The organism is Streptomyces shaanxiensis (assembly GCF_039537145.1).
GTDB classification, from domain to species: Bacteria; Actinomycetota; Actinomycetes; order Streptomycetales; family Streptomycetaceae; genus Streptomyces; species Streptomyces shaanxiensis.
This window is the reverse complement of sequence record NZ_BAAAZY010000011.1, coordinates 604249-624144: the sequence shown is the minus strand read 5'-3', so window position 1 is coordinate 624144 and position 19896 is coordinate 604249. Positions and strand designations below refer to the sequence as shown.

Sequence of the window (19896 nt, the reverse complement as noted above, 5' to 3'; positions counted from 1 at the left end):
TCTCGACGCCGGTCGGCGCCAATCAGCCGGTCCGGCGTTTGAGGACGAGGCCCGTTCAGGGCCGAGGCGGGGTCTGGGGCGGCAGCCCCAGCAGGCCCGCAACAACGCCGGTGCTTTCCCGGCGGCGGTGCCCGGGGCTCGGCTCAGCTGACGCGGTCACACGTGGCCTACGCTGGTCGGGTGACGACGCCGGAAGCTGAGCAGTCCCAGCCCGAGCCCGCTGGTGCGGGGACGCGGGGCGGTGCCGAGGTGCCCGCAGGTGGAGCCGAGCAGGGTGGTGAGGCGCAGGTGACGGCCGAGGGCGAGGGGGCCGGTCGGCCCGAGGAGCGGCTGGAGCGGGCCGTGCGGGCCGCCGAGCAGGCGTTGATCGAGTACGAGATCGCGGTGGAGACCTTCCGCGTCGAGGTGGAGAACTTCTCCCGGCTGCACCACCAGAAGCTCGGCCCGATGTACGCCCGTCTCGACGAGCTGGACGCCTGTATCGCCGAGGCCACGGCCGCCCGCACCGGCGACCCCGAGGACATCCGCAAGGCCGACGAGGCACGTGCGCGCGTGATGCCGATGCCCGGCGTCGAGGAGCTGTTCCACGGCTGGATGGACGGCAGCGGGCTGTTCCCGGAGGCCGAGGCGATGCTCACGGACCAGCCGGTACGGCCGCCGCAGCGGGTGCGTCCCAGCGACGAGGCCCGCAAGCTCTACCGCGAGCTGGCCCGCAAGGCCCACCCCGACCTCGCCCAGGAGGATGCCGAGCGTGCCCGGCGCGAGGAGTTCATCACCCGCGTCAACGCGGCCTACGCCCGCGGCGACGAGGCGCTGCTGCGGGAGCTGGCCGAGGAGTGGGCCGCCGGCCCCGCGCCCAAGGAGCAGGGCCCGACGCCCGCCGAGGAGCTCTACGCCCGCCTCGAATGGCTGGCCCGGCGCAAGGAGATGCTCACCCTGGTCGCGAAGGAGCTGGAGGAGAGCGCGATCGGCGCGATGCTCCGCCTCGCCCCGGACGACCCGGACCGCCTGCTGGACGAGATCGCCGAGCAGCTCCTGGCCCAGGTCGCGGAGCGGGAAGCAGCATTGGCGGCGCTGCGCGGATAGGGCGGACGGCATCGCCTTGAGGGACGCGGGGCTGTATCGATGTGCGGCTCCGCCGCGTGGGCGCGACAGCCACGACGAACCCGCAGCCTCCACAGGGCGGACCCATCCCCCCTCCCAGGAGCCCCCACCACACCCCGCAGGTCAGGTAGCGTCGGAGCCATGCATTTCGGATCTGGCGTGCCCACGGTCGAGGTCGCGGACCTCAAGGACGACGATTTCCTCCTGGATGTCCGCGAGGACGACGAGTGGCAGGCGGGCCACGCCGAAGGGGCCCTCCACATCCCCATCAGCGAGTTCGTGGCCCGGTACGGCGAGCTGACCGAGGCCGCCCCGCAGGACGGCAAGGTCAATGTGATCTGCCGTTCCGGCGGGCGTTCGGCGCAGGTCGCGATGTACCTCGTCCAGCAGGGCATCGACGCCGTGAACGTCGACGGCGGCATGCAGGTGTGGGCGGCCGCGGGACGCCCTGTGGTGACGGACGAGGGCAAGCAGGGCTTCGTCCTCTGAGCCCGCCGCCCGCCGGGGCTCAGCCCAGCGGATGCGCCGCCAGCAGCTCCCCCAGCGCCTCCTCGTGCGCAGCCGCCGGGCCGAGCGCCAGCTCCAGGTGCTTGGCCCAGGCGTGGTACCGGTGCAGCGGATAGTCGACGTCGGCACCGAAGCCGCCGTGCAGATGCTGGGCCGTCTGCACGACCCGGCGTACGCCCTCCGACGCCCAGATCTTGGCCACGGCCACGTCTCCGGAGGCGGGCAGCGCTCCTGGCGCCCCCGACGCGATCCGCCACGCGGCCTGCCACAGCGTGGCCTCCATCGCGCGCAGGTCGATGTAGCGGTCGGCGGACTGCACGGCGACCGCCTGGAACGTGGCGATCGGATGCCCGAACTGTTCCCGCTTGCTCGCGTACTCCGAGGTCATCCCCAGTACCCGCTCGCCCAGCCCGAGCGCCAGCGCACAGGTTCCGGTGGCGAGCAGCTCCCGCAGCCACTCCCACGCCCCCTCGGCGTCGATGACGTCGCGCCCCGCGAGCCGCACCGACTCCAGCCGCAGCTCCCCCAGCCGCTCCCCACTGGTCGAGAACTGCTCGCCGAGCGAGACGCCCTCCGCACCGCGCGGCACCAGTGCGAGGACGGTCCGGTCGGCGGCCGTACGGGCCGGCACGACGACGAGATCGGCGTCGTACGCCCAGGGCACCGCGGTCTGCACGCCGTCCAGCACCCACCCGGCACCGTCCTGCCGAGCGGTCACCGCGAACTCGGCCGGGTCGTGGCCGGTGCGGCCGTGCGCGGCGACCGTCAGCACGACCTCACCGCGCCCCGCCCGCGCGAGCAGCTCGGCCTTCAGTTCGGGGCCGCCGTATGCCTGGACGGCCGCCATCGCCGCGCTGCTCTCCAGCAGCGGCACCCGGGCCAGCACCTTCGCCGACTCGCGCAGCACCAGGCACAGTGCGACGGCGTCGAGGCCGGCCCCGCCGTACTCCTCCACGAGCAGCAGGCTCAGCAGGTCCGCGTCCGCGAGACGGCGCCACAACGGGCGGTCGAAGTCGTCGGCGACGGCACCCGGGGTGAGCGCGGGAGAGGGCACCGCGTCCGGCACGACCCCGGCGAACACCCCCCGCGCCGCCTCGGCCGCCGCCTGCTGTTCCTCGGTGAAGGTGAAGTCCACGGTCCCTGCCCTCCCACACGCACGGCGATCTGACGGAGCGTCAAGATAGAACAGGTTCTAGAAGAAGGGAATGCTCCTCGTAGGGCCGTGTGTGAGGGTCTCGTAGGGCACCCGTGGGATCCCCTGTGACCCCCCTGGGATCCTCCGTGACCCCCGTATGGTGTGGGCAACGACAGCCCGACAGGGGCTGTGCCCGGCGGGTGGGCCTGAGTACCGTTCCCGTGCGAGCGCCGAGGGAAGACGGACCGGAATCGGGGAACGAAACGGAATGGCAGACGCGCAGGACACAGGCTCGGCCGCCCGGCCCGGGCCGGACGAGGAGCCCCAGGACGCCTCGCCCGCCGCCGTGCCCTCGCCCGTCGCTGTGCCCCCGCCCGTAGTCGTGCCTTCGTCCGCCGCCGTGCCCCCGCCCGTCGTAATGCCTTCTCCCGCCGCTGTGGTCTCGCCCGCCGCCGTGCCCTCGCCTGCCCCTCCTGCCTCTCTCACCTCGCCCGCGCCACCCGTTCCGTCGCCCTCGCCCTCGCCCGAACCCCGAACCGGCGTGGCCGCGCTCTCCCTGCGGTACCAGATCGGCGCGGCGCTCGCCCTCGCGGTCGTGGCGGTCGCCGTCTGTGTCCATATCGGCATGGTCTTTCTGCACGTGGCGCCGCCGAACACGGTCACCAAGCAGCACGGCAAGGCGATCGACGACTGGATATACCCGGAGTTCGAACAGAACTGGAAGCTGTTCGCCCCCAACCCGCTGCAGCAGAACATCGCGGTGCAGGTCCGGGCCGAGATCGACGTGGCCGACGGCGGCGTCCGCACCACCGGCTGGTACGACCTGTCAGCCCAGGACGGCCGGGCCATAGACGGCAATCTGCTGCCCAGCCACACCCAGCAGAACGAGCTGCGCCGGGCCTGGGACTTCTTCGTCGCCACGCACGACGCCCAGAACAGGCCCGTGGGCCTGCGCGGAGCGCTGTCCGAGACCTATCTGCGGCACATAGTGCAGCTGCGCCTCGACCGTGTGAACGCGGTCGGCGAGGGCGACGTCGTCGAACGCGTCCAGGTCCGCTCGCGCACCACCAATGTGCCCCCGCCGAAGTGGAGCGACGAGCAGGTCTCGGACAAGGCGACCTACCGCGTGCTGCCGTGGTGGTGGGTCCCGGGCGACGACCAGGACGCCACCGCGGGAGGCGCCCGGTGAACCGCTTCTCCCTCGCGATCTCCTCCGGCATCGCCCGCGTCACCGAGTCCGCCCTCGGCCCGTACCAGACGGCCGTCATCCGCATCGGCTTCACGGCGACCTGGCTGCTGTTCCTGCTGCGCGAGTTCCCCCACCGCCAGGAGATGTACGGCCCCGACGGCCCCTGGGGCCTCGACCTCGCCCAGCAGCTGATCAAGACGAACGGTGCCTTCACCGCCCTGATCTGGTCCGGAGGCCAGTTCTGGTTCGAGGCCGTCTACGCCTTCGCCGTCCTGACCAGCGTGCTGCTACTGCTCGGCTGGCGCACCCGCACGATGTCCGTGCTGTTCATGGTCGGCGTGCTCTCGCTGCAGAACCGGTCCATCTTCATGGGCGACGGCGGCGACAACGTCCTGCACCTGATGTGCGTCTACCTCGTGTTCACGCGGTGCGGCCAGGTCTGGTCGCTGGACGAGCGCCGGGCCCGGCGCACGCGCGAGGCACGCGCGCGTGGAGAGCGGGTCGCGCCGGACCGGGTGGGCCCGGCCCTGTGGAGCGTGCTCGGGTTCGCGCTGATCGCGGTGACGGCGGCCGGTCGCCTGGCCGGCGACCTGACCGTGCCGGTGATCCTGTGGGGCGTCTGGCTGGCGCTCGGCGTGTGGTGGATCGTGCGCCGGCGTGCGCGGACCGCCCAGCCCCGCGTCCTGCTGGACGTGGTCGGCAACATCGTGCACAACGGCGCCCTGCTGGTGATCATGGCCGAGGCGTGCCTGATCTACGCCACCGCCGGCTGGTACAAGATCCAGGGCTCTCGCTGGCAGGACGGCACCGCCGTCTACTACCCGCTGCACCTCGACTACTTCTCGCCCTGGCCCGCCCTCGCCGACCTGCTGTCGTCCAGCGGCACGATGGTGCTGCTCATCACGTACGGCACGGTCATCGTCCAGGTCGCCTTCCCGTTCACGCTGTTCAACCGGCGGGTCAAGAACGTCCTGCTCGCCGCGATGATCACCGAGCACGCCGTGATCGCGGTCGTCCTCGGCCTGCCGTTCTTCTCGCTGGCGATGATCGCGGCGGACGCGGTCTTCCTGCCGACGTCGTTCCTGCGCCGCCTGGGCGACTGGGCGGCACGCGCGCGTGGACGCCTGTCACATCTCGTCCGGGGGCGTGGCGAGGACCGTGCGGATCTCCCCGAGCCGCGCACCCCGGAGAACCCCGAGCACGCGCGCGTAGGCTTCACGACATGACCGTGACCTCCTGGAACCGGCTCGCCGGGACCTCCGTCCTGCTCGACGGCTTCCACGCCCTCAAGCACGCCGTGCGCTTCGGAGCCGAGGTCCCGGTGGCGGTCGCCGTGGACCGGCGAGCGGCGCTCGCCCTCGCCGAGGAACTGGCGCCGGACGTACGGGACCCGCTGGACGCGCTCCTGACGGAGGTCCCGGAGTCGACGTACACGTCGCTCGTCGCGCGCCCGCATCCGACCGCGGTGGCCGCTCTGGCGGTACGCCCGTCCCGCGCGGCCAACCTCGAGAAGCTGGCGCACACCCCCCGCACCGCCCCGGTCGTGGTCCTCGACAACCCGCGCAACCTCGGCAACGCGGGCGCCGTGATCCGTCTGGCCGCCGGCTTCGGCGCGACCGGCGTGGTCACCACCGGCACCCTCGACCCCTGGCACCCCACGGTCGTACGCGGCGGAGCGGGCCTGCACTTCGCGACGGCCGTGGAGCGCCTGGCGGTGGACGAGTTGCCGTCGGGCCCGCTGTTCGCCCTCGACCCGGAGGGCGACGACATCCGGGGCAGCAAGCTCCCGGACGACGCCGTCCTCGCCTTCGGCTCCGAGCGCAGCGGGTTGTCCGCGGAACTACGCGCGCGTGCCGACCACTTGGTGTCCTTGCCGATGCGCCCCCAGGTCTCCAGCTACAACCTGGCGACCAGCGTGGCGATGACGCTGTACCACTGGAGTCTCACCGGGGGCGCTTTCCGGGCCTAGGCCTCCCGGTTCACGGCTCAGGCCTCCCGACGCACCTCGACGACCCGGAACCGGTTGGCCACGAACGCCCCGTCGCACAGCGCCGAGTTGGCCGCCGGGTTGCCACCCGAACCGTGGAAGTCGGAGAACGCGGCCGTCTGGTTCACGTACACCCCGCCCGTGAGGTTCAGCGACAGCTGGGCCGCCTCCTCCAGGCAGGCCTCCTGGATCGCCTGCTCGACCTCGCTGTCGGTCGTGTACGCGCCGACCGTCATCGCGCCCTTCTCCCGCACGGTCCGCCGCAGCAACTCCACGGCGTCCGCGGCCGAGTCGACCGCGACGGCGAACGAGACCGGCCCGAAGCACTCGCTCATGTAGGCGGCCTCGTCATCCGGCTTGGCCCCGTCCAGCTTCACGATCACCGGCGTGCGGACCACCGCGTCCGGGAACTCCGGGTTGCTGATCTCCCGCGAGGCGAGGGCGACTTCGCCCAGCCCTGCCGCGGCCTCCAGGCGGGCCTTGACGTCCGGGTTGACGATCGCGCCGAGCAGCGCGTTCGCGCGGGCGTCGTCGCCGAGGAGGCCGTCGACCGCGCGGGCGAGGTCGCCGGCGACCTCGTCGAAGGTCCTGGGCCCCTCCTCGGTGCGGATGCCGTCGCGGGGGATGAGCAGGTTCTGCGGGGTGGTGCACATCTGGCCGCTGTACAGGGACAGCGAGAAGGCCAGGTTGGACAGCATCCCCTTGTAGTCGTCCGTGGAGTCGACGATCACCGTGTTGACGCCGGCCTTCTCCGTGTAGACCTGCGCCTGGCGGGCGTTGGCCTCCAGCCAGTCGCCGAACACGGTCGAGCCGGTGTAGTCGATGATCCGGATCTCGGGGCGGGTGGCCAGGGTCTTGGCGATGCCCTCGCCGGGGCGCTCGGCGGCCAGCGCGACCAGGTTGGGGTCGAAGCCCGCCTCGGCGAGCACCTGCCGCGCGACCTGCACGGTGAGCGCGAGCGGGAGCACCGCGCGCGGGTGGGGCTTGACCAGGACCGCGTTGCCGGTGGCCAGGGAGGCGAACAGGCCGGGGTAGCCGTTCCAGGTCGGGAAGGTGTTGCAGCCGATGAGCAGGGCGATCCCGCGCGGGACCGGCGTGAACTGCTTGGTCAGGGCCAGCGGGTCGCGCTTGCCCTGCGGCTTGGTCCACTCCGCGGTGTCGGGTGTGCGGACCTGCTCGACGTACGCGTACGCCACCGCCTCCAGGCCGCGGTCCTGCGCGTGCGGGCCGCCCGCCTGGAACGCCATCATGAAGGCCTGGCCGGAGGTGTGCATGACCGCGTGCGCGAACTCGTGCGTCCGGTCGCTGATCCGCTTGAGGATCTCCAGACAGACCACCGCGCGCATCTCCGCGCCGGCGTCCCGCCACGCCCGCTGACCGGCCTTCATCGCCGGCAGCAGGACGTCGATGTCGGCGTGCGGATACTCGACGCCCAGCTCGATGCCGTACGGGGAGGCCTCGCCGCCCACCCAGTCGTCCGTGCCGGGCTGGCCGAGGTCCAGGCGGCCTCCGAGGAGGGCGTCGAACGCGGCCTTGCCCGCCGCCGCGTCCAGGCTGCCGTTCTCGCCGTAGGCCTTGGGGTGCTCGGGGTGCGGAGACCAGTACGCGCGCGTGCGGATCGCTTCCAGCGCCTGGTCGAGGGTGGGCCGGTGCTTGGCGATCAGCTCGTGGGCGGTCAGTTCGGCGGCCATGCGAGACCAACTCCTAGTTTCCAGAGCTCTCCGTCGAGCTCATGACCTGGGCAGAACCATGGGCAGAGACAGCCAGTTAGAGTTAGGGTAACCGAACGATCGGTCGGGACAAGGGGGTCCGCCGCATCTGTGGAAAACCCCGTGCGGGAGGATCGCGCACATGACAGCAATCGACCTCAGCAGCCCCGTGGCCGTCGTCGGCACCGGCACCATGGGCCAGGGCATCGCCCAGGTCGCATTGGTCGCGGGCCATCCCGTACGGCTGTACGACGCCGCCCCCGGGCGCGCCCAGGACGCGGCCGACTCGATCGGCGCGCGTCTCGACCGGCTCGTCGAGAAGGACCGTCTCACCGCCGCCGACCGCGACGCGGCCCGCGCGCGGCTGCTGCCCGCCGAGTCCCTCGCCGACCTCGCGGACTGCGCCCTGGTCGTGGAGGCCGTCCTGGAGCGCCTCGACGTCAAGCAGGAGCTCTTCCGCGAGCTGGAGGGCATCGTCGGCGAGGACTGCCTCCTCGCCACCAACACCTCGTCGCTGTCCGTCACCGCGATCGGTGGCGCCCTCGCGAACCCGGGCCGCTTCGTCGGTCTGCACTTCTTCAACCCCGCCCCGCTGCTGCCGCTGGTCGAGGTCGTCTCCGGGTTCGCCTCCGACGTCACGTCGGCCACGCGCGCGTACGAGACGGCACGCGCCTGGGGCAAGACCCCGGTCGCCTGCGCCGACACCCCCGGATTCATCGTCAACCGCATCGCCCGGCCCTTCTACGCCGAGGCCTTCGCGGTCTACGAGGCGCAAGGAGCGGACCCGGCCACCATCGACGCCGTCCTGCGCGAGTGCGGCGGCTTCAAGATGGGCGCGTTCGAGCTCACCGACCTCATCGGGCAGGACGTCAACGAGTCCGTCACGCACTCCGTGTGGCAGTCCTTCTTCCAGGACGTCCGCTTCACGCCCTCGCTCGCCCAGCGCCGCCTGGTCGAATCGGGCCGGCTCGGCCGCAAGAGCGGGCACGGCTGGTACGACTATTCCGACGGAAACGGGGCCGCCGAGCGCGACGAGCCACACACCGCGGAGAAGCGGCCGCAGCCCGCCTATGTCGTCGCCGAGGGCGACCTGGGCCCCGCCGCCGAGCTGCTCGCGCTGATCCGCGAGGCCGGTATCCCGGTGCGCGAGGAGGACGAGGATCACGGCACCCGCCTGGTCCTGCCCGGCGGCGGCCAGCTGGCCCTCGCCGACGGCCAGACCTCGGTGGAGTTCCGGGACGTCGTGTACTTCGACCTCGCCCTCGACTACCGCCGGGCCACCCGCGTCGCCCTGTCCGCCTCCCAGGACACCTCGTCGCAGACCCTCACCGAGGCCATCGGCCTCTTCCAGGCGCTGGGCAAGGACGTCAGCGTCATCGGCGACGTCCCCGGCATGATCGTCGCCCGCACGGTCGCCCGGATCGTCGACCTCGCACACGACGCCGTCGCCAAGGGCGTGGCGACGGAGGAGGACATCGACACCGCGATGCGGCTGGGTGTGAACTACCCGCTCGGCCCCTTCGAGTGGAGCCGCAGACTCGGCCGCAACTGGGCCTACGCCCTCCTCGACGACCTGCACCTGCGCGACCCCTCCGGGCGCTACGCGCCGTCCCTCGCGCTGTACCGCCACGCGTACGCCTCCGACAAGCGGGAGGGCAACACCTCATGACCACCGCCAAGCGCGACACGTACACCCCGGAGACGCTGCTCTCCGTCGCCGTGCAGGTCTTCAACGAGCGCGGCTACGACGGCACCTCCATGGAGCACCTCTCCAAGGCGGCCGGCATCTCCAAGTCGTCGATCTACCACCACGTCACGGGCAAGGAGGAGCTGCTGCGCCGGGCCGTCAGCCGGGCGCTCGACGGGCTCTTCGAGATCCTCGACGAGGAGCCCGCGCGCGTGGGACACGCCGCCGACCGGCTGGAGTACGTCGTACGGCGCATGGTCGAGGTGCTCATATCCGACCTGCCGTACGTGACGCTGCTGCTGCGAGTGCGCGGCAACACCGACACCGAGCGGTGGGCGCTGGAACGGCGCCGCGACTTCGACCACCGGGTCGCCGAACTGCTGAAGGCGGCCGCCGCCGAGGGAGAGGTGCGCGCGGACGTGGAGGTGCGGCTGGCGACCCGGCTCGTCTTCGGGATGATCAACTCGATCGTGGAGTGGTACCGGCCGGACGGGCGCGGTATGAACGAGCGCGAGGTCGCGGACACGGTGGTGCGGCTGGTCTTCGGGGGACTGCGAAAGGCGGGCTGAACGCCGCCCGATGTGACTTGCGCCGGAGTACGCGCGCGTGGACGGGTGGGTATGTCGCTCGATGTCCCCGGTCGGTACCGGCTGGTGGGCTGTGCCGCATGACCCGGAACGACGGCCTCGGCGCCGTCGGGGGCGTGGTCTACCGGGCGTTCGGCTGACGGTGGGGTGGACGCTCACCCCTGCGGCTCCAGGTCCTCCTCCTCGAACACCAGCAGCGTGCGGGTGCTGAGCACCTCGGGGATCGCCTGGAGGCGGGTGAGGACCAGCTCGCGCAGGGCGCGGTTGTCGGGCGTGTGCACCAGGAGCAGGACGTCGAAGTCGCCGCCCACCAGGGCGATGTGGGAGGCGCCGGGCAGCTGTCGGAGCTGTTCGCGCACCGTGCGCCAGGTGTTCTGGACGATCTTCAGGGTGATGTACGCGGAGGTGCCGTGGCCCGCGCGTTCGTGGTTGACGCGGGCGCCGAAACCGCGGATGACGCCGTCCTCGACGAGGCGGTTGATGCGGGCGTAGGCGTTGGCGCGCGAGACATGGACCCGTTCGGCGACCGACCTTATCGAAGCGCGGCCGTCCGCCTGGAGCATCTGCAGGATGTCCTGATCGATGGCGTCGAGCGGACGAGCCGGCGGCAGGGGGGTGCCGCCGTCCGGGCTTTCGGCCATTTGTTCAGGCGCCATGTCCCCCCACCTTCCCGCCGTGGACGTACTGCGTTCATTGGAGGCTGTGGAGAACCGTTTGTCCACAGCCTGAGGGGGCCTGTAGCCAAAATGTGCCGACGACCGAACAATCGGTAGGTGAGGCGCATCACCGAAGCTGCGCCTCCCGTAGCCGCTCCCACGAGGAGGTGCCGTCATGACGGTCATGGAGCAGCGAGGCGCGTACCGGCCATCGCCGCCGCCCGCCTGGCAGCCCCGTATGGACCCCGCGCCGCTGCTGCCCGACGCCGAGCCCTACCGCGTCCTCGGCACCGAGGCGGCCGCGAAGGCCGACCCCGGCCTGCTGCGTCGGCTGTACGCCGGGCTGGTGCGGGGCCGTCGGTACAACGCGCAGGCGACCGCGCTCACGAAGCAGGGCCGCCTCGCGGTGTATCCGTCCAGCACCGGCCAGGAGGCCTGTGAGGTCGCCGCCGCGCTGGCCCTCGAGGAGCGCGACTGGCTCTTTCCGAGCTACCGCGACACCCTCGCCGCCGTCGCCCGCGGCGTGGACCCCGTCGAGGCCCTGACCCTGCTGCGCGGCGACTGGCACACCGGCTACGACCCGCACGAGCACCGCGTGGCCCCCCTGTGCACGCCGCTCGCCACCCAGCTCCCGCACGCCGTCGGCCTCGCCCACGCCGCCCGCCTCAAGGGCGACGACGTGGTCGCGCTCGCCATGGTCGGCGACGGCGGCACCAGCGAGGGCGACTTCCACGAGGCGCTGAACTTCGCCGCCGTATGGCAGGCGCCGGTCGTCTTCCTGGTCCAGAACAACGGCTTCGCCATCTCTGTCCCGCTCGCCAAGCAGACCGCGGCCCCGTCGCTGGCCCACAAGGCCGTCGGCTACGGCATGCCCGGCCGCCTGGTCGACGGCAACGACGCGGCCGCCGTGCACGAGGTGCTGAGCGACGCCGTACGGCACGCGCGCGCGGGCGGCGGCCCGACGCTGATCGAGGCGATCACCTACCGCATCGACGCCCACACCAACGCCGACGACGCGACCCGCTACCGCGGCGACTCCGAGGTCGACACCTGGCGCGGGCACGACCCGATCGCCCTCCTGGAACACGAGCTGACCGAGCGCGGCCTCATCGACGAGGCCGGCAAGCAGGCCGCCCGGGACGCCGCCGAAGCCATGGCCGCCGACCTGCGCGAACGCATGAACCAGGACCCGGCGCTCGACCCGATGGACCTGTTCACGCACGTGTATGCCGAGCCCACCCCGCAACTGCGCGAACAGCGCGACCAGTTGCAGGCCGAGCTCGACGCCGAGTCGGAAGGCCCGCACCGATGACCACCGTCGCCGTCAAGCCGGCCACCATGGCGCAGGCCCTCACGCGCGCGATGCGCGACGCCATGGCCGACGATCCCACCGTGCACGTCATGGGCGAGGACGTCGGCACCCTCGGCGGTGTCTTCCGCGTCACCGACGGGCTCGCCAAGGAGTTCGGCGAGGACCGCTGCACGGACACCCCGCTGGCCGAGGCGGGCATCCTGGGCACCGCGGTGGGCATGGCCATGTACGGCCTGCGCCCGGTCGTGGAGATGCAGTTCGACGCGTTCGCCTACCCGGCGTTCGAGCAGCTCATCTCGCACGTGGCACGCATGCGCAACCGCACCCGCGGAAAGATGCCGCTCCCGATCACCGTCCGCGTCCCCTACGGCGGCGGCATCGGCGGCGTCGAGCACCACAGCGACTCGTCCGAGGCGTACTACATGGCGACTCCGGGGCTCCATGTCGTCGCGCCCGCGACCGTCGCCGACGCCTACGGGCTGCTGCGCGCCGCCATCGCCTCCGACGACCCGGTCGTCTTCCTTGAGCCCAAGCGGCTGTACTGGTCGAAGGACTCCTGGAACCCGGAGGACCCGCAGACCGTTGAACCGATTGGCCGCGCGGTGGTGCGGCGCTCGGGGAGGAGCGCCACGCTCATCACGTACGGACCGTCCGTACCCGTCTGCCTCGAAGCCGCCGAGGCGGCGCGGGAGGAGGGCTGGGACCTGGAAGTCGTCGACCTGCGCTCGCTGGTGCCGTTCGACGACGAGACGGTCGCGGCCTCGGTACGGCGGACCGGGCGAGCGGTCGTCGTACACGAGTCGGGCGGGTTCGGCGGCCCGGGAGGGGAGATCGCGGCCCGCGTCACGGAGCGCTGCTTCCACCACCTGGAGGCGCCGGTGCTGCGCGTGGCCGGGTTCGACATCCCCTACCCGCCGCCCATGCTGGAGCGTCACCACCTGCCCGGCGTGGACCGGATCCTGGACGCCGTGGGGCGTCTGCAGTGGGAGGCCGAGAGCTGATGGCACAGGTGCTCGAGTTCAAGCTCCCCGACCTCGGGGAGGGGCTCACCGAGGCGGAGATCGTCCGCTGGCTGGTGGAGGTCGGTGACGTCGTCGCCGTCGACCAGCCGGTCGTCGAGGTCGAGACGGCCAAGGCGATGGTCGACATTCCCTGTCCCTACGCCGGCGTGGTCACGGCCCGCTTCGGCGAGGAGGGCACGGAGCTGCCCGTCGGCGCGCCGCTGCTGACGGTGGCCGTGGGGGCGCCCGCCTCCGGCGGTCCGGCCGAGGAGCCGGGCGGGAGCTCGGACGAGGGCTCGGGCAATGTCCTCGTGGGCTACGGCACCGGTGCGCCCCCGGAGCGGCGCAGGCGGGTGCGGCCTGCCGCGCCGACGACGTCGCCGGGGCGGCCGTCGGGTGGGGCGGCGAACGGTACCGCCTCGCGTGAGGCCACGCCGGCCGCCGAGCACGCCGCCACCACTGGTGTGGCGCGCCCTGTCGGCACGGGCGCCGCGGCGGGGCACGGCCCCGTCGGGCACGGCCGTGACACCGCCCCGGCCGACGAGGAGACCCGCAGCGACGGCCCCGTGCCCGTGATCTCCCCCCTCGTCCGCCGCCTAGCCCGCGAGCACGGCCTGGACCTGCGGGAGCTGCACGGCTCCGGGCCGGACGGGCTGATCCTGCGCGCCGACGTGGAGTACGCCCTGCGGGCCGCGGAGGTGCACGGACGCACGGCACAGCCGTCGGCCGAGCCGCACACACGCGTGACGCCGACGACGCTGGCGCCCCCCGCGCCTGTCCCGCCCGCGCAGACCCCCGTCCGCTCCTCCGCCCAGCTCGGCGGCATCCGCACCCCCCTCAAGGGCATCCGCGGTGCCGTCGCCGACAAGCTCTCCCGCAGCCGGCGGGAGATCCCGGACGCGACCTGCTGGGTGGACGCCGACGCGACGGAGCTCATGCGGGCGCGCACGGCGATGAACGCCGCCGGCGGGCCGAAGATCTCCCTGCTCGCCCTGCTGACCCGCATCTGCACCGCCGCCCTGGCCCGGTTCCCCGAGCTCAACTCCACGGTCGACATGGAGGCCAGGGAGATCGTCCAGCTCGACCACGTGCACCTCGGGTTCGCCGCGCAGACCGAGAGGGGACTGGTCGTCCCGGTCGTGCGGGACGCGCACGCACGGGACGCGGAGTCGCTGACCGCCGAGTTCGCCCGACTGACCGAGGCGGCCCGCACGGGCACCCTCACCCCCGCGGAACTCACCGGCGGCACCTTCACGTTGAACAACTACGGCGTGTTCGGCGTCGACGGCTCCACGCCGATCATCAACCACCCCGAGGCCGCGATGCTCGGCGTCGGCCGCATCATCCCCAAGCCCTGGGTGCACGAGGGCGAGCTGGCGGTGCGGCAGATCGTCGAGCTCTCGCTCACCTTCGACCACCGGGTCTGCGACGGCGGCACGGCGGGCGGCTTCCTGCGCTACGTGGCGGACTGCGTGGAACAGCCGGCGGTGCTGCTGCGCACACTGTGACGGTTGCGCCACCGGTCCCCTCCCCTGCGTTCCCTGTGATCGCGAAGGCACGCATACTCGGGGGGTGACCGCGTACGAGCCGACGAGCGCCCAGGGCGCCGCCGACACCGGGGACGACGTCGTGTACGACGCCGTCGTGCTCGCCGGCGGCGGCGCCCGGCGGCTCGGCGGCGTGGACAAACCCGCCGTGCGCGTGGGCGGGCGCGCCCTGCTCGACCGGGTGCTCGGCGCCTGCGCCGAGGCCCGGACCACTGTCGTCGTCGCCGATCCCAGGCCCACCCCGCGGCCCGTGATCTGGGCGCGCGAGGACCCGCCCGGCGGCGGACCCCTCGCCGCCCTCGACGCCGGGCTGCGGCACACCACTGCGGAGCAGGTCGTCGTCCTCTCCGCCGACCTGCCGTTCCTCGACGAGGGCACGGTCCGGCGGCTGCTGGCCGCCCTGCGCACCGGCGGCGCCGACGGCGCGCTGCTCACCGACGCCGACGGCCGCGACCAGCCGCTCGTCGCCGCGTACCGGGCGTCCGCGCTGCGCCGCGAACTGGCGTCACTCGCCGGCACCGGCGGCCGTCTCACCGGCCTCCCCCTGCGCCGGCTGACCGGCGCGCTCGACCTCACCCGCGTCCAGGACCCCGTCGCGTCCTTCGACTGCGACACCTGGGACGACATCGCCACCGCCAGGGCACGCATCAGGGAGCATGGGCACGTGTTGGATGAATGGATTTCCGCAGTCAAGGACGAACTCGGCATCGACCTGGACGTCGACACCAAGGTCCTGCTGGACCTGGCCCGCGACGCCGCCCACGGCGTGGCACGGCCCGCGGCCCCGCTGACCACCTTCCTCGTCGGATACGCGGCGGCACAGGCCAAGGGCGGCCAAGGCGGCCCCGAAGCCGTCGCCGAGGCTTCCCGCAAGGCCGTCGCCCTCGCGCTGCGCTGGGCGGAAGAAGCCGCCGCCGAGCCGGACGCGGCCACCGACGCCAAGCCGGCCGCCACCCCCGACACCCGCCCGGACGCCGGATGACCGCCCGCGGCATCCGGGCTAACGAGGACGCCGAGGACCTCGACGTCGAGGAGGTGCTCGCCCTCGTGAACGAACACAACGGCCACCCCACCCCCGGCGACCACGTGCCCGCCCCCACCTCGCACGCCCCGGGCTCCGGCACCCCCGACCGCCACCACAAGGCCACCCCCTGGCCGACCGCCCGCGAGATCGCCTCTCGCGCCGCCCGAACCGCTGCCCGGGCCGGCCGCCGCGCCCCCGTCTCCGTGCCCCTCGACGCCGCCCTCGGCCTCACCCTGGCCGCCCCCCTCACCGCCCTCACCGACCTGCCCTCCTTCGACACCTCGGCGATGGACGGCTGGGCGGTCGCGGGCCCCGGCCCCTGGGACGTACGGGACGAGGGAGTCCTGGCCGGGCATGCCGAGCCCGAGCCGCTCACCGACGGCGAGGCCGTCCGTATCGCGACCGGCGCCCGTATCCCCCCGGAGACCAGCGCCGTCCTGCGCAGCGAGCACGGCCGTATGGACAGTAAGGACCGCCTGCACGGCACCCGGGAGATCGAGCCCGGCCAGGACATCCGCCCACGCGGCCAGGAGTGCCGTAACGGCGACCAACTGCTCGCCGTCGGCACCCTGGTGACCCCGGCCGTGCTCGGGCTGGCCGCGGCCGCCGGATACGACACCCTGACCGCCGTACCCCGCCCCCGCGTCGAAGTCCTCGTCCTCGGCGACGAGTTGCTGGCCGAAGGGCTGCCGCACGATGGCCTGATCCGTGACGCGCTCGGCCCGATGCTGCCGTCCTGGCTGCGCGCACTCGGCGCCGAGGTCACCGCCCTGCGTCGGCTCGGCGACGACGCCAAGGCCCTGCACAAGGCGCTCACCAAGTCCGACGCCGACCTCATCGTCACGACCGGCGGCACCGCGGCCGGCCCCGTCGACCACGTCCACCCCACCCTGCAGCGCATCGGCGCCGAACTCCTGGTGGACGGCGTCAAGGTGCGGCCCGGCCACCCGATGCTGCTGGCGCGCACCAAGGAGGACCAGCACCTCGTCGGCCTCCCCGGCAACCCCCTCGCCGCGGTCTCCGGCCTGCTCACGCTCGCCGAACCCCTGCTGCGCACGCTCGCCGCCCGCCCGGCCCCGGAGTCGTACACGCTGCCCCTGAGGGAGGCGGCGCACGGGCATCCGTATGACACGCGGCTCATCCCCGTCGTGCTGCGCGGCGACCATGCCGTGCCGCTGCACTACCACGGCCCGGCCATGCTGCGGGGCATGGCGGCGGCGGACGCCGTGGCCGTCGTACCGCCGGGCGGTGCCCGTGCGGGTCAGGAGACCGAACTGCTCGATCTGCCCTGGGCGTCGGCAGGCATCGAGGTGTGTTTCACGTGAAACTTCCGGGCCAGGACGCGATCGCCCGTCGGGCGGACGAGAGGGTCGCGACCTATCGGGTCAAGCTCCCGAAGAAGATCGTGGAGCATCCGTTCCGCCAGGTCGCCAAACGGGTCATCCTCGCCCTGGCGCTGCTCGTGGCGACCGCGTTGATCGTCTACGCCGACCACGAGGGCTACAACGACAACTCCGACGGCTCCGTCGACCTCCTCGACTCCTTCTACTACGCGACCGTCAGCCTCTCCACCACCGGATACGGCGACATCACCCCGGTCAGTGACGCCGCCCGGCTCACCAATATCTTCGTCATCACGCCCATGCGGGTGCTGTTCCTGATCATCCTGGTCGGCACCACACTGGAGGTCCTCACCGAGCGGACCCGGGAGGAATGGCGTCTGACCCGCTGGAGGTCCACCTTGCGCGATCACACCGTCGTCGTCGGCTTCGGCACGAAAGGGCGGTCGGCGATCCAGACCGTCTGCGCGGCGGGCCTGCGGAAGGACCAGGTCATCGTGGTCGACCCGAGTTCCAAGGTGATCGAGGCGGCGGTCGCGGACGGATACGCCGGTGTCACGGGGGACGCGACACGCAGCGAGGTCCTGATGCGGGCCGAGGTGCAGAAGGCGCGGAAGATCATCATCGCGACCCAGCGCGACGACACCGCCGTCCTGGTCACGCTGACGGCCCGGCAGCTCAACCGCGGTGCGAAGATCGTGGCCGCGGTGCGTGAGGAGGAGAACGCGCCGCTGCTGAAGCAGTCCGGTGCCGACGCGGTCATCACCAGCGCCAGCGCGGCCGGCCGGCTGCTCGGCCTCTCCGTGCTCAGCCCTGCGGCCGGCATGGTCCTGGAGGACCTGATCCAGCAGGGCAGCGGGCTCGACATCGTCGAACGGCCGGTCGTGAAGGCCGAGGTGGGCAAGAGCCCGCGGCAGACGGACGACCTCGTGGTGAGCGTCGTACGCGGGCACCGGGTGCTCGGATACGACGATCCGGCCGTCGGGACACTGGAGTTGACGGACCGGCTGATCACGATCGTACGGGCGACGCCGAGCGCCCAGGTCGCCCCGGACACCCGGCGTCTGCCTCAGGGCTGAGGCCCCGGCCGGCCACGTGCGTCGTGGTCGGCTACTTGCGGTTGTACAGCCGCATCGTGATCGGCCCGAAGACCAGCACGAACAGGCCCGCCCAGCCCAGCGACCAGGCGACCTCGTCCGCCGGCCAGTCGCCCGCCATCAACCCGCGCACGGCCGAGGACAGATGGGTGATCGGGCTGTTGTTGACGAAGGCCTGGAGCCAGCCCGGCATGGTGCTCGGGTCCACGAAGACGTTGGACAGGAAGGTGAGCGGGAAGATCACCATCATGCTGACGCCCATCACCGACTTCTCGGAGCGCAGCATCAGCCCGAACATCGTCCAGATCCACGAGAACGCGAACGAAAAGACGACCAGCAGCGCGATCCCGGCGAGCACTCCGCCGACCCCGCCGTCCGGGCGGTAGCCCAGGATGATGCCGACGGTGAGCATCACGATCGACGCGATCGTGTAGCGCAGGGCGTCGCCGAGCAGATAGCCGACCATGGTCGACGGCCGCCAGATCGGCAGTGAACGGAAGCGGTCGAAGACGCCCTTCTCGATGTCGGTGTTCACCGAGACACCGGTGTACATCGTGATCATCACGACCGACATCACGAGGATGCCCGGCAGCAGGAACTGGATGTACTCCTCCGGGGACCCGGCCAGGGCGCCCCCGAACAGGTACGTGTACATCAGCACCATCATGATCGGGAACGCCGTGACGTCGAAGAGCTGCTCCGGCACATGCTTGATCTTCAGGATCGCCCGCCAGCCGAAGGTCATGGAGGCCGACCAGGCGCTGGGCCGCGGCGGGCGCTCCCCGGCGACGAGTAGCGCGGCGAGCGACTCGGCGCTGACGGGGGCGAGTTCCCTGCTCTCGGTCTGCGTCACGGTGCTCATGCCGCCACCTCGTCCTTGTCGTCCTTGTTCTTCTTGTCGGCTTCGGTCTTGTGGGTGTCGTGCCCGGTGAGGGCGAGGAACACCTCGTCCAGGCTGGGCTGGCCCAGCGAGAAGTTGTCGACGGTGATGCCGGCGCGGGCGAGTTCGTTCAGCGCGCGGGCGGCCTGCTCGGCCGCGGTGTCCTCGCTCGCCGCCGCACTCAGCCGGGCGGTGAGGGCCACCGGGTCGGGCTCCGGCTGCACATGCGCGTCGAGGGCGCGGACCAGCAGGTCCGCCGCGAGGTCCCGCTGCGCCGCGTCCCGCAGCCGCAGATGGACGGAACCGGCGCCGACGGACGCCTTCAGCTCGCCCTTGGTCCCCTCGGCGATGACCTTGCCCTGGTCGATGACGGCGATACGGGACGCCAACTGGTCGGCCTCGTCGAGGTACTGGGTGGTCAGCAGGACGGTGGTGCCCTGGGCGACGACCGCGCGGATGATGTCCCACACCTGGTTGCGGCTGCGCGGGTCGAGGCCGGTGGTCGGCTCGTCGAGGAAGAGCAGGTCGGGGGTGTTGAGGATGGAGGCGGCGATGTCGATACGGCGCCGCATGCCGCCGGAGTAGTTCTTGACCTGCTTGCCTGCCGCGTCGGTCAGCCCGAAGGCCTCCAGAAGCTGCCCGGAACGCTGCCGCGCGGCCTGCTTGCCGTGCCCGAGGAGCCGGCCCAGCAGGACCAGGTTCTCGGTGCCGGTGAGGTCCTCGTCCACTGAGGCGTACTGGCCGGTGAGACTCACGCGCCCGCGCACCTCGTCGGCTTCCCGCACGACGTCGTGGCCGAAGACATGGGCCTCGCCGCCGTCGGGTCGTAGGAGAGTGGCGAGCATCTTCACCGTGGTTGTCTTGCCGGCGCCGTTCGGGCCGAGGACGCCGTAGACCGTGCCGGCCGGAACCGCGAGGTCCACGCCGTCGACGGCCCGTGTCTCACCGAACGTCTTCACCAGGCCGGCGGTCTCGATCGCGAGACCGGACGTCGTCTGCGTGCTCATGCTTCGGGGTCCTTCCGAGTGGTCCTTCCGCGTTCTTCGGCTACGCATGGGGAGACTTTTACGGTCGCGCAAACTCATCGGTGGCGCACAGGGATTTTCGAAGGACCCGTCGAAGGTCCGAGGGGTG

18 protein-coding genes are annotated in these 19896 nt (G+C 72.2%); 13 read left to right on the top strand and 5 right to left on the bottom strand.

Going from position 1 to position 19896, the window contains the following annotated elements:
- Positions 1-180: 180 nt before the first annotated feature.
- Together ABD932_RS22570 and ABD932_RS22565 are read left to right on the top strand one after the other, a co-directional pair.
- A complete protein-coding gene (locus ABD932_RS22570) occupies positions 181-1086 on the top strand; it encodes a J domain-containing protein (protein WP_425587498.1) in 906 nt (301 codons plus the stop codon).
- Between the two features lie 177 nt (positions 1087-1263).
- Positions 1264-1593 (top strand): rhodanese-like domain-containing protein, encoded by a 330-nt coding sequence (locus ABD932_RS22565; RefSeq protein ID WP_250083802.1) that lies wholly within the window; start codon positions 1264-1266, stop codon positions 1591-1593.
- A gap of 19 nt (positions 1594-1612) precedes the next feature.
- Here the strand turns inward: ABD932_RS22565 and ABD932_RS22560 are convergent, their stop codons facing one another.
- Positions 1613-2746, bottom strand: a complete 1134-nt coding sequence (locus ABD932_RS22560; protein WP_345015338.1) for an acyl-CoA dehydrogenase family protein — start codon at positions 2744-2746, stop codon at positions 1613-1615.
- 268 nt (positions 2747-3014) lie between these two features.
- On the opposite strand from ABD932_RS22560, the gene ABD932_RS22555 reads away from it, so the two are divergent.
- The 3 genes from ABD932_RS22555 to ABD932_RS22545 are packed head-to-tail and all read left to right on the top strand — an operon-like array spanning position 3015 to position 5904.
- On the top strand, positions 3015-3935 hold the full coding sequence (locus ABD932_RS22555) for a DUF5819 family protein (RefSeq protein WP_345015337.1): 921 nt from the start codon (positions 3015-3017) through the stop codon (positions 3933-3935).
- Positions 3932-5161 carry an HTTM domain-containing protein gene (locus ABD932_RS22550; RefSeq protein ID WP_345015336.1) on the top strand — a complete coding sequence of 410 codons (1230 nt, stop codon included), beginning with the start codon at positions 3932-3934 and terminating at the stop codon, positions 5159-5161. The genes ABD932_RS22555 and ABD932_RS22550 overlap by 4 nt, the downstream gene beginning before the upstream one ends.
- The gene (locus ABD932_RS22545) at positions 5158-5904 is read left to right on the top strand and encodes a TrmH family RNA methyltransferase (protein WP_345015335.1); all 747 of its coding nucleotides are present in this window, start codon (positions 5158-5160) and stop codon (positions 5902-5904) included. Before ABD932_RS22550 ends, ABD932_RS22545 begins: the two co-directional genes overlap by 4 nt.
- 17 nt (positions 5905-5921) lie before the next feature.
- Here the strand turns inward: ABD932_RS22545 and paaN are convergent, their stop codons facing one another.
- Entirely contained in the window at positions 5922-7613 is a 1692-nt protein-coding gene (gene paaN / locus ABD932_RS22540; RefSeq protein WP_345015334.1) for a phenylacetic acid degradation protein PaaN, read from the bottom strand.
- A gap of 160 nt (positions 7614-7773) precedes the next feature.
- On the opposite strand from paaN, the gene ABD932_RS22535 reads away from it, so the two are divergent.
- Both ABD932_RS22535 and ABD932_RS22530 read left to right on the top strand, forming a co-directional pair.
- Positions 7774-9300 carry a 3-hydroxyacyl-CoA dehydrogenase gene (locus ABD932_RS22535; RefSeq protein WP_345015333.1) on the top strand — a complete coding sequence of 509 codons (1527 nt, stop codon included), beginning with the start codon at positions 7774-7776 and terminating at the stop codon, positions 9298-9300.
- Complete coding sequence (locus tag ABD932_RS22530) at positions 9297-9887, top strand: TetR/AcrR family transcriptional regulator (RefSeq protein WP_345015332.1); 591 nt, start codon at positions 9297-9299, stop codon at positions 9885-9887. The genes ABD932_RS22535 and ABD932_RS22530 overlap by 4 nt, the downstream gene beginning before the upstream one ends.
- A gap of 173 nt (positions 9888-10060) precedes the next feature.
- On the opposite strand, the gene ABD932_RS22525 is transcribed toward ABD932_RS22530, so the two are convergent.
- Positions 10061-10546 (bottom strand): Lrp/AsnC family transcriptional regulator, encoded by a 486-nt coding sequence (locus tag ABD932_RS22525; protein ID WP_126399877.1) that lies wholly within the window; start codon positions 10544-10546, stop codon positions 10061-10063.
- Between the two features lie 190 nt (positions 10547-10736).
- On the opposite strand from ABD932_RS22525, the gene pdhA reads away from it, so the two are divergent.
- The 6 genes from pdhA to ABD932_RS22495 all read left to right on the top strand — a co-directional run bounded on the left by pdhA (position 10737) and on the right by ABD932_RS22495 (position 17864).
- The gene (gene pdhA / locus ABD932_RS22520; RefSeq protein WP_345015331.1) at positions 10737-11873 is read left to right on the top strand and encodes a pyruvate dehydrogenase (acetyl-transferring) E1 component subunit alpha; all 1137 of its coding nucleotides are present in this window, start codon (positions 10737-10739) and stop codon (positions 11871-11873) included.
- A complete protein-coding gene (locus tag ABD932_RS22515; protein ID WP_126393542.1) occupies positions 11870-12874 on the top strand; it encodes an alpha-ketoacid dehydrogenase subunit beta in 1005 nt (334 codons plus the stop codon). The genes pdhA and ABD932_RS22515 overlap by 4 nt, the downstream gene beginning before the upstream one ends.
- Positions 12874-14382: a dihydrolipoamide acetyltransferase family protein gene (locus ABD932_RS22510; protein WP_345015330.1), complete on the top strand. Its 1509-nt coding sequence runs from the start codon at positions 12874-12876 to the stop codon at positions 14380-14382. The genes ABD932_RS22515 and ABD932_RS22510 overlap by 1 nt, the downstream gene beginning before the upstream one ends.
- 64 nt (positions 14383-14446) lie before the next feature.
- Positions 14447-15403 carry an NTP transferase domain-containing protein gene (locus tag ABD932_RS22505; protein WP_345015329.1) on the top strand — a complete coding sequence of 319 codons (957 nt, stop codon included), beginning with the start codon at positions 14447-14449 and terminating at the stop codon, positions 15401-15403.
- Positions 15400-16770 (top strand): molybdopterin molybdotransferase MoeA, encoded by a 1371-nt coding sequence (locus ABD932_RS22500; protein WP_345015328.1) that lies wholly within the window; start codon positions 15400-15402, stop codon positions 16768-16770. Before ABD932_RS22505 ends, ABD932_RS22500 begins: the two co-directional genes overlap by 4 nt.
- Positions 16758-17864 (top strand): potassium channel family protein, encoded by a 1107-nt coding sequence (locus ABD932_RS22495; protein ID WP_345015327.1) that lies wholly within the window; start codon positions 16758-16760, stop codon positions 17862-17864. Before ABD932_RS22500 ends, ABD932_RS22495 begins: the two co-directional genes overlap by 13 nt.
- A 31-nt stretch (positions 17865-17895) precedes the next feature.
- On the opposite strand, the gene ABD932_RS22490 is transcribed toward ABD932_RS22495, so the two are convergent.
- Entirely contained in the window at positions 17896-18744 is an 849-nt protein-coding gene (locus ABD932_RS22490) for an ABC transporter permease (protein ID WP_250083534.1), read from the bottom strand.
- Positions 18741-19769, bottom strand: coding sequence for an ATP-binding cassette domain-containing protein (locus tag ABD932_RS22485; RefSeq protein WP_345015326.1), 1029 nt, complete (start codon positions 19767-19769; stop codon positions 18741-18743). Before ABD932_RS22485 ends, ABD932_RS22490 begins: the two co-directional genes overlap by 4 nt.
- Between the last annotated feature and the right edge of the window lie 127 nt (positions 19770-19896).